The sequence below is a fragment of the Oleiphilus sp. HI0086 genome (assembly GCF_001635225.1).
Map to the genome: position 1 here is coordinate 1 of NZ_LWFZ01000798.1, position 13,037 is coordinate 13,037.

Consider the following 13,037-nt stretch of genomic DNA (forward strand, 5'->3'; position numbering starts at 1 on the left):
GCCAAAAGATGGGCCGAGTGCGGGTATCGCAATGTGCACGGCAATGGTTTCCTCATTTACTGGCATTCCAGTTCGTGCAGACGTTGCGATGACAGGTGAAATAACCTTGCGTGGTCAGGTCCTTGCTATTGGTGGCTTGAAAGAAAAGTTATTAGCGGCACATAGAGGTGGAATAAAACTAGTTCTAATTCCTCAAGAAAATGAAAAAGACTTGAAGGAAATTCCGGATAATATTAAAGCAGACCTCGAAATTGTACCGGTTAAGTGGATTGACGAAGTTTTAGAGCGCGCTTTGGCGTATTCTCCCGAAAGTGATGAACACAAGGAAAAAATGCTGCAAAAGTCCGAAAAAGAAGGTTCAGAGGTGAAAGATGAGGCTTCTGAGAGAATAAATACACATTAGGCGCTCAGGCTGCTTGACAGGGCTTTCGCTCAGTTGGTATAAAACAGTCTGACGTCAGGCAGCAGTAATTTAGGGGGCTCCGACCTGTCATGTGATATTTGTTAGTTGTCTTTTTGAGTATCAAAGATACAATTGACGAATGTTTTTAAAAGTGTAAGATTTCTAAGAATCAAAAAGCACATCATTATAAATTATATACAGAGATTACCTTGCAGCATTCTGCGAAAGTCTCGTATGTTTACAGTTATCTCAAAAGGGGTTTAGTGTGAATAAGTCTGAACTAATTGATGCAATTGCAGAATCTGCAGACATTTCTAAAGCAGCCGCTGGTCGTGCTATCGACGCGGTTGTAGAATCAGTTACAAATGCACTTAAAGAAGGTGATCAGGTAACGTTGATTGGTTTTGGTACCTTCTCTGTGAAAGATCGTGCAGCAAGAACTGGTCGTAACCCACAGACTGGTGCAGAAATTCAAATCGCTGCTGCCAAGATTCCTAGCTTTAAAGCTGGTAAAGGCCTAAAGGATGCAGTAAACGGCTAGTAAGCTGTTTGTTGAATCGGCTTACTTTAGTAAGTTAGAAAAAAGCCGCTCTTAGCGGCTTTTTTTGTGCCTGTAATTCGTGAATTGCTAAGTGAGTCGGAATGATTTGGGGTGTTTTGACAGTACCTGGCATAAATCTAATATGGGGCTAAACTTAAAGGATAAGCAAAAGGAGGATGTTCGCTTTGAGTACGGCAAAGATATTGTTAGTAGAAGATAATGCAGGTGAAGAAGAGTTGGCTTTGTTTGCGCTTAAAAAAGCGGGCGTAGAGCAGAAAGATGTTGTCATTGTTAGGGATGGGCAAGAGGCGATTGATTACCTGTGTGGAAAGCGGCAGTACGCTGGCCAGCAGTTCGACCCTGAGATAAGGGTGGTTTTCCTCGATTTGAATTTGCCAAAAGTTCATGGTCTGGATGTGTTGAAAGAGCTTCGTCACAACCCGGACACTCAATGCCTACCTGTTGTCATCCTAACCTCCTCCGATGAAGAGAGAGATGTTCAGGAAGGTTATCGGGCCGGCGCAAACAGCTATATTCAAAAGTCTTTTGATATAAATGAATTTAAAGACAATATCTCAGCACTTCGGAATTATTGGTTAGACATTAACCTTTCTCCGGTATCAAGGTAGCTATATGCATTTAGTGGAAGGTAAGATTATACGAATATTAATCGTCGATGACTCCGAAGACGATGTCAGGTTCAACCTTGAGTGATCAGTCATTTTTTGATGATATCAAGATCTGGCAAAAAGAATATGACCTGCTGCCTCAGAGAATTTGTTTTGAAATTACAGAAACCTCTGCAATCGATAACCTGGTTGATGCGGTAGAGTTTATTAATGAAATTAGAGGGCTAGGCTTTAAGTTTGCGCTAGATGATTTTGGTGTTGGTTTGAGCTCTTTTTCTTATCTTAAAACGATTCCTGTCGACTTCCTGAAGATTGATGGGAGCTTTGTTAAGAATATGTTGAGCGACAGTATTGATAGAGGGATTGTGGAGTCGTGCAATATGATAGCGCACGCAGCGGGTCTAGAGACGATCGCAGAGTTTGTTGAGGATGATGCGACTTGCGAAGCGCTAAGAGAAATTGGAATAGACTTTGCTCAAGGATTTGGCATCGTGATGCCTGGCCCCTTACCTGATCAAGAGTCAAGCTAATAAGCGTGAACCCTCCGTCGCTTCCATTCTATGCTTGACCAAATCTTAAAAAAACTCGTTAATTTCTTAAACGGTCTTAACACCTTGTTTGTTCTGCCGTCACTGGTCTTACTTGTAATTAGTGACGTTATTTTGCGTTCATTATTTTCCTCTCCCATTGCTTGGGCTCACGAATTGTCGGGTTTGCTGCTACTCAGCATGTTCTTTATTAGCGATTCCAAAGTGTATAGAGGGCCATGAATTATTGAGTGTTGACCTGCTTTACCAAGCCTTGTCGGCTTCTAAGCAACGCTCCCTAAAATGCGCTTCATATGTTTTCTTGGTTTTGTTCTCGCTACTTGTCGTTTGGCAGGCGGTGTTGGGCGCGATAGATAGCTATACCTATGAAGATCAAGCTTATACTATCGACATACCTTATTGGCCTTTCTATGCCTTGATGGCTTTTATCGGGCTTGTGACAACGCTTCAATCATTGAGTTTGCTATGGGCTAGTCTAGATTCAAGTCAAACCAAAGAGGGGCATTCGTGAACCCTGAAAGTGTTGGCCTGTTGGCCATGGCCTGCTTGCTTATATTAATCGCTCTACGTGTACCGATTGCTATCGCTTTGATAGCGGTAGGGCTGCTTGGAAATGTCTACCTTCAGAGCTTTGAGTCGGCTATCGTTCAGTTTCAGTTGGTTAGTTGGGAAGTCGCCAGTAACTTTGTATTGGTGACCTTACCTATATTTGTTTGGATGGGAGCTTTAGCTCAAACAACGGGCTTGGGTAAAGATCTTTTCTATTGCTTTAACCGCTGGTTCGGGCGAATTCCCGGTGGCTTGGCGATCACATCTATCAGCTGCTCAGCAACCTTTGGTGCGGTCACAGGCTCTAGTGTTGCAACAGTCACAGCAATGGGCAAAATGCTGATGCCAGAGATGCGTCGTTACGGCTATAACCAAAGGCTTGCGACTGGCTCAATCGCAGCAGCCGGTGTGCTCGCCATTCTTATTCCTCCGAGTATCCCTTTGGTCTTTTACGCGGCCTGGACGGAAACCTCGCTAGGCGACCTGTTTATAGCGGGTATTATTCCGGGAATTCTATTAGCTTTGATGTTTGGTCTATATGTCATGATTCGCTGTAAGCTCAAGCCCGAACTGGCACCCGGTGGTGAGCATTACTCGGTGGCAGAGCGGATCAAGGCGCTACCAAAACTCCTGCCGGCATTGTCACTAATGCTTATTGTTTTGGGTGGTATTTACGGAGGCTATGCAACGCCAACAGAGGCCGCGGCTATTGGTTTGGCTTGGGTATTCGTTATTGCCTTATTTCGCGGACGCTTAAGTGCAATGATTCTGAAAGAAAGTTTGGGCCAAAGCGTTTCGCTGAGCGGCAACATCTTTTTGTTATTCTTAGGAGGCGTATTCTTTAGCCGCTTCATGGCGCAGACTGACGTGACTCAGTTCTTGATAGAATCCATCGCCGGTTGGGGTGATTCATCTTTCTTGATAATGTTAGCTCTATTGCTCTTGTATCTGGTGCTCGGGGCTGTATTAGACACCTTTGGGATGATTATCCTCACCTTGCCTTTTGTCTTCCCTTTGGTGACCTCTTTAGGATATGAGCCGGTCTGGTTTGGTATTTTTATCGTTATGATGATTGAGCTATCGCTGATTACGCCGCCAATCGGTATCAATGTATTTGTAATGCAGCGCGTTGCTCCGGATATACCCTTAACAACTGTCTTTAAGGGTGCCTTACCATTCGTAGTAATAAGCTTGGTTATGGTACTACTGCTGCTGATCTTCCCTGAAATAGCTTTGTGGTTGCCTGGGCAAATGAAAGATTAGAGTTTCTCTACTCTTGGTGTCCTCTGTGGTTCATCGGTTTATCACTTCAAGATCAAAACATAAAACACGGTTCACCACAGAGGTCACAGAGAGGCCTGCGGCCTACACCGAGAAAAGATAAAAAGGTTTTTAGGGTGTCTTAATCCCTTCCTCTGTGCAGCGAAGCGCTCGGTGTCCTCTGTGGTTTAAGCCTTTCCCTGCGTATCGTGCTTGTTATAAGCCTCTACAATTCGTTGAACAATAGGGTGTCTGACAACATCAGATGGGCGGAAGTGGATGCTGCTGATGCCTTTTACGCCATTTAAAACGCGCTGAGCCTGAGCTAAGCCCGACATCGCGTGTTTAGGTAGGTCGGTTTGGGTTAGGTCGCCCGTAATAACGGCTGTTGAGCCAAAACCAATTCGGGTCAGAAACATCTTCATTTGTTCGGGTGTGGTGTTCTGGCTTTCGTCCAAAATAATAAAAGCATTATTAAGTGTTCGGCCGCGCATAAAGGCGAGTGGTGCGACTTCTATGATGTTCTTATCCATGAGCTTGGCGACTTGGTCGAAGCCTAGCATTTCATATAGCGCGTCATAGAGAGGGCGCAAGTAAGGGTCAACTTTCTGAGCCAGGTCGCCAGGCAGAAAGCCAAGCTTTTCTCCTGCTTCAACTGCGGGCCGAACTAGCAGAATGCGTTTAACTTCTTCGTTATTTAGCGCTTCTACAGCACAAGCAACAGCAAGGTAGGTTTTGCCAGTACCAGCAGGGCCTAAGCCAAAATTAATATCATGCTGCTTAATGTTAGCAACATATTGGCACTGGTTCTCGCCGCGAGGTTTAACTTGGCTTCGAGGTGTTTTGATTAGTCGAGCTTCTTCTGATAGCTCGCTCGAAATAGCATCAACGCCAAACTCCTGAACAAAGAGGTGAACCATTTCAAGGCTAATGCTCGAATTATCCTCGGTCTCTCGATATAGGTGTCTGATTATCTCTAGCGCCGCCTGAGATGCTTCAGCTTTTTCGCCACGTATTTTGAAAACAGCGCCCCGATAGCTAATCTTAACATCTAGGCGCATCTCCAGGTGTTTGATGTTTTCATCAAATTGGCCGCACAAACAGGCGAGGCGGTCATTATCAAAAGGCGTCAGTGCAACTTCTTTAATGGTAATGGAGCCAGTGCTCGTTGTTTTGACTTTATCGTCAGGCTGCTTGTCTTGCCGTCTGGCTAACTTTTCTTTTTTAGTAGTCTTGCTCATCGACTCTTTCACCACGTAATGAATTTGCGTAAGCATCGGTAATCTTCACGTCGATAAAGCGCCCGATCAAGGCACTATCTGAGCGGTCTTGCTTCGCTTTGAAGTTCACAACACGGTTATTTTCGGTTCGGCCTTGTAGCTCCCCGGGGTCTTTCTTAGAAAAACCTGTGACCAGAATTCGTTCGGTATTACCGACCATTTTTCGGCTAATATCTTGAGCTTGTTGAAGAATGCGCTGCTGCAGAATTTGCAGTCGTTGTTTTTTAACTTCTTCGCTTGTTTCATCAGGTAAATCTGCTGCTGGTGTACCCGGGCGCGCGCTATAGATAAAACTAAAAGAAGCGTCAAAGCCAACGTCATTGATCAGCTTCATGGTGTCTTCAAAGTCTTTCTCGGTTTCGCCAGGGAAGCCAATGATAAAGTCTGAAGAGATACTAATATCAGGGCGGTGCTTACGTATACGGCGAATTTTAGATTTGTACTCTAATGCCATATGGCCGCGCTTCATCGCATTCAGTATTCTGTCTGAACCGCTTTGAACAGGAAGGTGGAGGTGGCTTACCAGCTCAGGAGTATCGGCATAAACGTCGATAAGTGAGTCACTGAACTCAACCGGATGCGACGTTGTAAAACGAATTCGGTCAATGCCTTCAATGGCTGCGGTTAGTGTGATTAACTCAGCAAGATCCATCATGTCGCCATCGTGTGTTTCACCTTGGTAGGCGTTAACGTTTTGGCCGAGTAAGTTTATTTCACGCACACCTTGAGTAGCAAGGTGGGAGATTTCTGCCAGTACGTCATCAACAGGGCGGCTAACTTCCTCACCTCGCGTGTAAGGCACAACACAAAAAGTACAATACTTGCTACAGCCTTCCATAATTGAAACAAACGCAGAAGGGCCATTTATACCGGGAGCAGGGAGGTGGTCAAACTTTTCAACTTCAGGGAAGCTGATGTCGACCACGCCTACATCAGTTGTTTTTGATGCGTCGATCATCTCTGGTAGGCGATGAAGCGTTTGTGGGCCAAAGATCACGTCTACAAAAGGCGCGCGAGAACGAATCGCTTCACCTTCCTGACTGGCAACGCAACCACCAACGCCGATAGTTAGTTCCGGGTTGCTTTCCTTAAGCTTCTTCCAGCGACCAAGCTGGTGAAAGACCTTTTCCTGTGCTTTTTCACGAATAGAGCAGGTATTAAGAAGAATGATGTCAGCATCACTCTCGTTCTCGGTTAACTCAACTTTATGACTGTCTTGCAGTAAGTCTGTCATGCGAGATGAATCATACTCGTTCATCTGGCAGCCGTGAGTTTTAATAAAAAGCTTCTTGGTCGTGGTGTCGGTCATCTAAATATCAATCGCTTGCGAAAAGAGTTGCTTAAAAAATAGGCGGCAGATTATACATCTAAGCAGGCAGTGGGTGTAGTTTTTTCTGTCGCTAAAGACTGCCCTTAAAGATCAAAACACAAAAGACGGTTCACCACCGAGGGCACAGAGAGGCCTGCGGCCTACACAGAGAAAAGATAAAAACAGAGAAAAGATAAAAGCCTTTTTAGGTGTGTCTCCATCTCTTCCTCTGTGCAGCGAAGCGCTCGGTGTCCTCTGTGGTTCAAGTGTTTATCCCTTAAAGATCAAAACATAAAAGGCGGTTCACCACAGAGGGCACAGAGAGGCCTGCGGCCTACACAGAGAAAAGATAAAAACAGAGAAAAGATAAAAGCCTTTTTAGGTGTGTCTCAATCTCTTCCTCTGTGTAGCGAAGCGCTCGGTGTCCTCTGTGGTTCATCGGTTTATCCCTTAAAGATTAAGACATAAAAGACGGTTCACCACCGAGGGCACAGAGAGGCCTGCGGCCTACACAGAGAAATGATAAAAGCTTTCTTTAGATGTGTCTCCATCTCTTCCTCTGTGCAGCGAAGCGCCCGGTGTCCTCTGTGGTTTAAGTTCTTTTCGCTTTTACCTTTAAGTGCAAAACCCCTATAATGCCCAGCCATAGAATCAACCACTAAAAAGTCTAATTCGTGTCTATCAAATCTAAGCTTCTCAGCACCCTTGTAATGTCCCTTTCTCTTGTTATGGCTGCCACGGTAAACGCTGCGCCATGGATTGATGTAGGTGACCTTAGGCTTCGAAATAATCTTCAGCTACTCAATGATGCAGAAGTGATCGATATCTCTTTAACGACCTGGCCGCTTATGTGGGCGGACGTAAAAAGTGCATTAGCAGAAGCTGATCACTCGAAGCTCAATTCAGCACAAAAAACTGCGATTAGAGAATTACGCTTTGAGCTACGTAAGCAGACTAAGTCCGGTATTAAAAAAAGCCTTGAAGTGACAGCGGGCAGTGCTAGGCCATTATTAAGAGATTTTGGTTCTTTCCAGCAAGAAAAAGGAGAGATCCATAAAACAATGGAAGGTGATAGTGAAAGCTTTGCCTTCAGGCTTCAAGCTAATGTCATGACAGACCCTGGTGATGATGCCGTCCAGACAGACTTTTATGGCTCCTATTTGGCTGGCGTGCTGGGCGGTCGTGATGGCAACTGGGTATTGGGTGTTGGCGCAGTCGATCAATGGTGGGGCGCGGGTTCTCAGTCGAGTTTGATCCTGACAAATAATGCAGATCCGGTGCCGAGCGTATTCTTAAGAACCAAGCAGGGGCAAACCTTTGAAACACCATTGCTTTCTTGGTTAGGAGAGTGGCAATTTGTATCTTATATTGGTCAGCTAGAAAGTAAGCGTACAATACCTGAGGCAAAACTTACTGGCATGCGTTTTACCTTTAGGCCGGTGAAAGGTCTTGAATTTGGACTATCCCGTGCGATGCAGTGGGGTGGAGAAGGGCGTGATGAAGACTTGTCTACCTTCTGGAAGTCGCTTACTTCGCAGGGTGAAAATACAGCCAAGCAAGCGGGGAATCAGTTGGCGGGCTTCGATGTACGTTATGGCTTTGCATTGACTGATACGCTGGGTGCGGCCTTCCACGCACAAACAATTGGTGAAGACGAAGCAGGCTATATGCCATCGCGACGCACTCATCAAGCGGGTGTTCAACTTTCCCAAATACTAGAAGATAGCGCTTTCCTAAAGTACGAGTTGGAATACGCAAATACCATTGCGGATGGCTTTGAGACGGTATTTTATAATACCACCTACGAACATGGTCTCTATCAGAGTGGCTATCGCTACCGCGGGCGCACACTTGGCGCAAGTTTTGATAATGACTCGAAGGTTTTGTCCTTTGGAATGAGTCTTCAAAATGGTGATGGTTCGCTTTGGAGTGCGCGTGCAAGCTATTTACAGTTGAATGAAGATGGTGGAGTGAGAGGAAATGGGGTTGCTCTGAGTGCTCAATCACTTTATATGGCGGAATTTTATCACCAGTGTTTTATCTTTGATGGCCGTTTCAAAGCAGGGCTGACTTACCTAAGTAAAGATGTTGATACTGCGTTTACCGATGTAGAACGCTTAGCCGCTTCGGTCTCCTGGGAGTATCGATACTAGGGCTTGTGAAGTGTAAAAGCAGGCCTGTCATGCTATTATTCGCTTAGTCTAACGACAAGGCTTTTACCAATGATTATCAAGGAGGATAAGAGAATGGATAAAACAAAAGTGGACGATATGCTAATTCAAATGATACAGCCCAAACTCGAAGAGATTGAAACCCGCTTCTCAAACGGTGAGGGTCTAAGTAGTGAAGATATCAATACACTGCTGCTTAAGTCGCAATATAATCATATCAATCATTTAGATGAAAAATTAAATGAAGTGACCGATAGTGTGGCAAGCCTTAAAGGTGAATTTGCTGGCTTGAAAGGTGAATTTGCTGGCTTGAAAGGTGAATTTGCTGGCTTGAAAGGTGAGTTTTCTGATTTGAAAGGTGACTTTACAGGCCTAAGAGGCGAGTTTGTCGGCCTGAAAGGCGAATTCAAGTTGTTGGAACAAAAGGTAAACAAAGGCTTCGAACTTATGGGGGCTAGAATGGACGCTTTTGAAAAACGAATTGAATTGAAGATATCTGAAGCGATAAACAAGAATATGCGCTGGAGCATAGGCTTGATAGCCTTAATCGTTACTGTTCTCAAGCTAGCGGATACCTTTGCCGGAAACTGAATAATTAACAATACCGCCCCTGTCTCAAACAACCCTGAGCAACTCTAAATAGAAAGGAAATAAGTGTCGTGACAAGTTATGAAAATGTAAAACAGCAGCTAACAGACAGCCCCAAAACCTGGTTGGTAACGGGTGTTGCCGGTTTTATCGGTTCTAACCTGCTAGAAACACTGCTAAAACTAAACCAAAAAGTTGTAGGTTTGGATAACTTCGCCACTGGGCATCAATACAATTTAGATGAAGTTCAAGGCTTGGTAGCGTCTGAACAGTGGCAGAACTTCTCATTTATCGAAGGTGATATCAGAGATTACGAAACCTGCCAGAAGGCGGTTTCAGGTGCTGACTATGTTTTACACCAAGCAGCGCTTGGCTCCGTTCCTCGTTCTATCGCAGACCCGATTACCACGAATGCAGCGAATATCACTGGCTTTCTCAATATGCTCCAGGCTGCAAAAGAAGAGCAGGTAAAAAGCTTCACCTACGCGGCCAGTAGTTCAACCTATGGTGACCACCCTGCGTTGCCAAAAGTAGAAGAAAATATAGGCAATCCGCTTTCACCTTATGCGGTAACCAAATACGTAAACGAATTATATGCCAGTGTGTATGCCAGAACCTATGACTTCAAAACGATTGGTTTGCGTTATTTCAATGTGTTCGGCAAGCGACAAGACCCTAATGGTGCCTATGCAGCGGTTATTCCAAAGTGGACCTCTTCAATGATTGAAGGTGAAGATGTCTTCGTTAACGGCGATGGCGAAACAAGTCGAGACTTTTGCTATATCGATAACACTGTGCAAATGAATATTCTTGCGGCCACTGCACCTGACGAAGCTAAAGATGAAGTGTACAACGTCGCACTGGGTGATCGTACAACCTTGAATGACTTGTATGTATCTATACAAAAAGCACTAGCTGAGAATGATGTTGATGTTTCGAAAGAGCCAATTTACAGAGACTTCCGAGCTGGTGATGTCAGGCACTCGCAAGCCGATACTTCCAAAGCGAAGACAAAACTAGGTTATGCACCAGAGTATCGAATTCTAGAAGGTATTTCTGAAGCGATGCCCTGGTATATTGAATTCCTAAGTTCAAAATCCTAAAAGACGGTTCACCACCGAGAACACAGAGCGGCCCGCGGCCTGCACAGAGAAAAGACAAAAAGCTTTTTAGTATTTCTTAATCACTTCCTCTGTGCAGCGTAGCGCTCGGTGTCCTCGGTGGTTCAATTGGTTTATCCCTTAAAGATTAAGACATAAAAAACGGTTCACCACCGAGAACACAGAGCGGCCTGCGGCCTGCACAGAGAAAAGATTAAAAGCTTTTTTTTTAGAAGTGTCTCAATTCCTTCCTCTGTGCAGCGAAACGCTCGGTGTCCTCTGTGGTTCAATTGGTTTTCTTTAAAGATCAAAACACAAAAGACGGTTCACCACCGAGAACACAGAGCGGCCTGCGGCCTACACCGAGTAAAGATTAAGGCTTTCTTTCGATGTGGCTCTATCCTGTCCTCGGTGCAGCGAAGCGCTATGTGGCTACCAAAGTCTAATTCCTTCCAGTAAGATAAGGCATGAAAATTCACTGCTTTAAATTATAGTTAGAGTCATTTGCATAAATGAGAATTACCGAAGGGCAAGCGCAATCCATTAAAGGTATCGTTGCCAGTTTAATTGATCCTGGCGTAGAAGTGTGGTTGTTCGGCTCGCGAGTGGATGATTATGCAAAGGGTGGTGATATAGACATACTCGTGGTGTCAAAGCACGATATCGACGAACTCGTATTCGTTGCGGCTAAAATAAGCACGCAAGTATCTCGCTTGTTTCATGGGCGTAAAACCGATGTGATACTTCAAACACCAAGTGTAGAGCTTTCGCCAATACATACCATAGCAAAAGAAACCGGGATTAAGTTATGACCCTAGATCAAGGTCAGTTAGAAAGGCTACGGTATCTGTGCCGAATCCTGTCAAAAGAAATTACTCATCTACAATACTCTGAAGGAAAGCTATTTGCAGGTGGTTTTGACGAGGAAAAGGCGGCGCAGTTAGATACTAACCCTGACTTGGCTGAGGTGCTCGAGGCCTATGTGGGGCGCTTCTGCCGCCTGCAAGATACGGTTGGTGATAAGTTGTTGGTTGCATGGCTCAAGGCTACGCAAGAAAAAGTAGGTGTCGCGATCGATAATCTGGATAGAGCTGAAAAGCTTGGCTATTTGGAAAGCAGTGATACGTGGTTAGAGCTAAGAAGAATTCGGAATCAAATGATTCACGAATACATTGAAGATGCAGGGCAGCTTAGCCAAGCAATTAATCTGTCAAAAGATAATATTCCCCTAATAGTGAACTTTGCTCAAAAGCTAATTAGTGATCTTCAGGGCAGATTTGATATTTGAGTAAAGCTGACACTTTCTCTGTGCAGCAAGCGCTCTGTGTCCTCTATGGTTCATCGGTTTATCCCTTAATTAAAGATCAAAACATAAAAGACGGTTCACCACCGAGGACACAGAGCGGCCTGCGGCCTACACAGAGAAAAGATAAAAGCTTTTTTAGATGTGTCTCAATCCCTTCCTCGGTGCAGCGAAGCGCCCGGTGTCCTCGGTGGTTCATCGGTTTATCCCTTAATTAAAGATCAAAACATAAAAGACGGTTTACCACAGAGGGTACAGAGCGGCCTGAGGCCTGCACCGAGAAAAGAAAGCGTTTTCTTAAAAGCGCCTTAAGCACGCTCTCAGTATTTCCCTGTTATACTGACAACACTAAGAATTGTTGAGGGTAGGCTGTGCGGCTAAGTTCATTTCAAGTATCAAAAATTAAAGAATCTGTAGAGGCAGTTTTAGGCGCTGAGGCAGAGGTGATTCTTTTTGGTTCACGAGTAGATGACTCCGCAAAGGGGGGGGATATCGACCTTTTTGTTGAGACGGCGCGACAAATTGAAAATAGGGCGTCGGCCGCTGCTCGAATCGCGGCAAAAATTCAGATGGCAATCGGCGATCAAAAAATAGATGTGATTTTGGTGGATGCACTAACGCCGTATCAAACTATTCATAAGCAAGCTAAAGCGCAAGGAATAGCGCTCTAAATAAAAAATAGAGAAGGATTATTTTAATGGGTAATAATAAAGACCGTTTACGACACTTGATTAAAGTGGCAGAAAAGGAAGCAAAGCACTTGGAGTTGACGTGGAGCCGCTTAAAATCTGAAGAAGTTAATCCCCAATGGGTTGCTGGTCTTGAAGATGATCTAGATATGGCTGAGCGGGTCGATGCGTTTGTCGCAAGGTTTGGCAGGCTTCAAGATCACTTAGGTGATAAGTGTACTCCCGAGTTATTAAAACAAATGCTTGAAACGCCAAGTTCTGCAATCAATAACTTGGGACGAATGGAAAAGCTTGGATTAATTGCTTCGGTCGAACAGTGGATAGAGGCGAGAAATCTTAGAAATCGTTTGGTTCATGATTATGTTGAAGATAATGAGGAGTTCTCGTCTGCACTTAATAGGGCAATTGAATTAGTAGAAATGTTGCTTACTGTTCAAAGGTCATACGATAAGCAGGCTCAATCACTTTTAAGTCTTTAAGGTCAAAATACTAAAGACGATTCACCACAGAGAGCACAGAGCGGCCTACGGTCTACACAGAGAAAAGATAAAAAGCTTTTTAGTATTTCTTAATCACTTCCTCGGTGCAGCGAAGCGCTCGGTGTCCTCGGTGGTTCAAGTGTTTGTTCCTTAAAGATCAAAACATAAAAGATGATTTGCCACCGAGA

General features: G+C 44.6%; 15 protein-coding genes. 13 read left to right on the top strand and 2 right to left on the bottom strand.

Annotation, left to right across the window (positions count from 1 at the left end):
• From A3756_RS14090 to A3756_RS14115, 6 genes are all read left to right on the top strand, one after another.
• On the top strand, positions 1-403 hold a 403-nt coding region (locus A3756_RS14090; protein WP_304438885.1), incomplete at its 5' end, for a S16 family serine protease.
• Positions 404-668: 265 nt separating this feature from the next.
• On the top strand, positions 669-944 hold the full coding sequence (gene hupB / locus A3756_RS14095) for a nucleoid-associated protein HU-beta (RefSeq protein ID WP_068506893.1): 276 nt from the start codon (positions 669-671) through the stop codon (positions 942-944).
• A gap of 185 nt (positions 945-1,129) precedes the next feature.
• Positions 1,130-1,573 (top strand): response regulator, encoded by a 444-nt coding sequence (locus tag A3756_RS14100; protein ID WP_068553731.1) that lies wholly within the window; start codon positions 1,130-1,132, stop codon positions 1,571-1,573.
• Positions 1,574-1,635: 62 nt separating this feature from the next.
• Positions 1,636-2,103 carry an EAL domain-containing protein gene (locus A3756_RS14105; RefSeq protein WP_068553721.1) on the top strand — a complete coding sequence of 156 codons (468 nt, stop codon included), beginning with the start codon at positions 1,636-1,638 and terminating at the stop codon, positions 2,101-2,103.
• A 121-nt stretch (positions 2,104-2,224) separates the two neighbouring features.
• Positions 2,225-2,632, top strand: coding sequence for a TRAP transporter small permease (locus tag A3756_RS14110; protein WP_082865269.1), 408 nt, complete (start codon positions 2,225-2,227; stop codon positions 2,630-2,632).
• Entirely contained in the window at positions 2,629-3,933 is a 1,305-nt protein-coding gene (locus tag A3756_RS14115) for a TRAP transporter large permease (RefSeq protein ID WP_068553723.1), read from the top strand. The genes A3756_RS14110 and A3756_RS14115 overlap by 4 nt, the downstream gene beginning before the upstream one ends.
• A 185-nt stretch (positions 3,934-4,118) precedes the next feature.
• On the opposite strand, the gene A3756_RS14120 is transcribed toward A3756_RS14115, so the two are convergent.
• The gene (locus A3756_RS14120; protein ID WP_082865270.1) at positions 4,119-5,171 is read right to left on the bottom strand and encodes a PhoH family protein; all 1,053 of its coding nucleotides are present in this window, start codon (positions 5,169-5,171) and stop codon (positions 4,119-4,121) included.
• Positions 5,155-6,519: a tRNA (N6-isopentenyl adenosine(37)-C2)-methylthiotransferase MiaB gene (gene miaB / locus A3756_RS14125; protein ID WP_068510764.1), complete on the bottom strand. Its 1,365-nt coding sequence runs from the start codon at positions 6,517-6,519 to the stop codon at positions 5,155-5,157. The genes A3756_RS14120 and miaB overlap by 17 nt, the downstream gene beginning before the upstream one ends.
• A 710-nt stretch (positions 6,520-7,229) precedes the next feature.
• On the opposite strand from miaB, the gene A3756_RS14130 reads away from it, so the two are divergent.
• The 7 genes from A3756_RS14130 (at position 7,230) to A3756_RS14160 (ending at position 12,849) form a co-directional block, all read left to right on the top strand.
• Positions 7,230-8,672 (top strand): capsule assembly Wzi family protein, encoded by a 1,443-nt coding sequence (locus A3756_RS14130; RefSeq protein ID WP_068553724.1) that lies wholly within the window; start codon positions 7,230-7,232, stop codon positions 8,670-8,672.
• A gap of 93 nt (positions 8,673-8,765) precedes the next feature.
• Entirely contained in the window at positions 8,766-9,281 is a 516-nt protein-coding gene (locus A3756_RS14135; protein ID WP_068553725.1) for a hypothetical protein, read from the top strand.
• Between the two features lie 68 nt (positions 9,282-9,349).
• Positions 9,350-10,381, top strand: a complete 1,032-nt coding sequence (locus A3756_RS14140; protein ID WP_068553726.1) for an NAD-dependent epimerase/dehydratase family protein — start codon at positions 9,350-9,352, stop codon at positions 10,379-10,381.
• A gap of 509 nt (positions 10,382-10,890) precedes the next feature.
• Entirely contained in the window at positions 10,891-11,190 is a 300-nt protein-coding gene (locus A3756_RS14145; protein WP_068553727.1) for a nucleotidyltransferase domain-containing protein, read from the top strand.
• On the top strand, positions 11,187-11,666 hold the full coding sequence (locus A3756_RS14150; RefSeq protein ID WP_068553728.1) for a hypothetical protein: 480 nt from the start codon (positions 11,187-11,189) through the stop codon (positions 11,664-11,666). Before A3756_RS14145 ends, A3756_RS14150 begins: the two co-directional genes overlap by 4 nt.
• Positions 11,667-12,052: 386 nt before the next feature.
• The gene (locus tag A3756_RS14155; protein WP_068553729.1) at positions 12,053-12,352 is read left to right on the top strand and encodes a nucleotidyltransferase domain-containing protein; all 300 of its coding nucleotides are present in this window, start codon (positions 12,053-12,055) and stop codon (positions 12,350-12,352) included.
• A gap of 26 nt (positions 12,353-12,378) precedes the next feature.
• Entirely contained in the window at positions 12,379-12,849 is a 471-nt protein-coding gene (locus tag A3756_RS14160; RefSeq protein ID WP_197470137.1) for a hypothetical protein, read from the top strand.
• Positions 12,850-13,037 lie beyond the last annotated feature (188 nt).

Excerpts from the sequence above, each read along its gene's own strand:
- A3756_RS14105 (WP_068553721.1), top strand. The coding sequence starts at position 1,636 with ATGTCAGGTTCAACCTTGAGTGATCAGTCATTTTTTGATGATATCAAG.
- A3756_RS14120 (WP_082865270.1), bottom strand. The coding sequence starts at position 5,171 with ATGAGCAAGACTACTAAAAAAGAAAAGTTAGCCAGACGGCAAGACAAG.
- miaB (WP_068510764.1), bottom strand. The coding sequence starts at position 6,519 with ATGACCGACACCACGACCAAGAAGCTTTTTATTAAAACTCACGGCTGC.
- A3756_RS14130 (WP_068553724.1), top strand. The coding sequence starts at position 7,230 with ATGTCCCTTTCTCTTGTTATGGCTGCCACGGTAAACGCTGCGCCATGG.
- A3756_RS14135 (WP_068553725.1), top strand. The coding sequence starts at position 8,766 with ATGGATAAAACAAAAGTGGACGATATGCTAATTCAAATGATACAGCCC.
- A3756_RS14145 (WP_068553727.1), top strand. The coding sequence starts at position 10,891 with ATGAGAATTACCGAAGGGCAAGCGCAATCCATTAAAGGTATCGTTGCC.
- A3756_RS14150 (WP_068553728.1), top strand. The coding sequence starts at position 11,187 with ATGACCCTAGATCAAGGTCAGTTAGAAAGGCTACGGTATCTGTGCCGA.
- A3756_RS14160 (WP_197470137.1), top strand. The coding sequence starts at position 12,379 with ATGGGTAATAATAAAGACCGTTTACGACACTTGATTAAAGTGGCAGAA.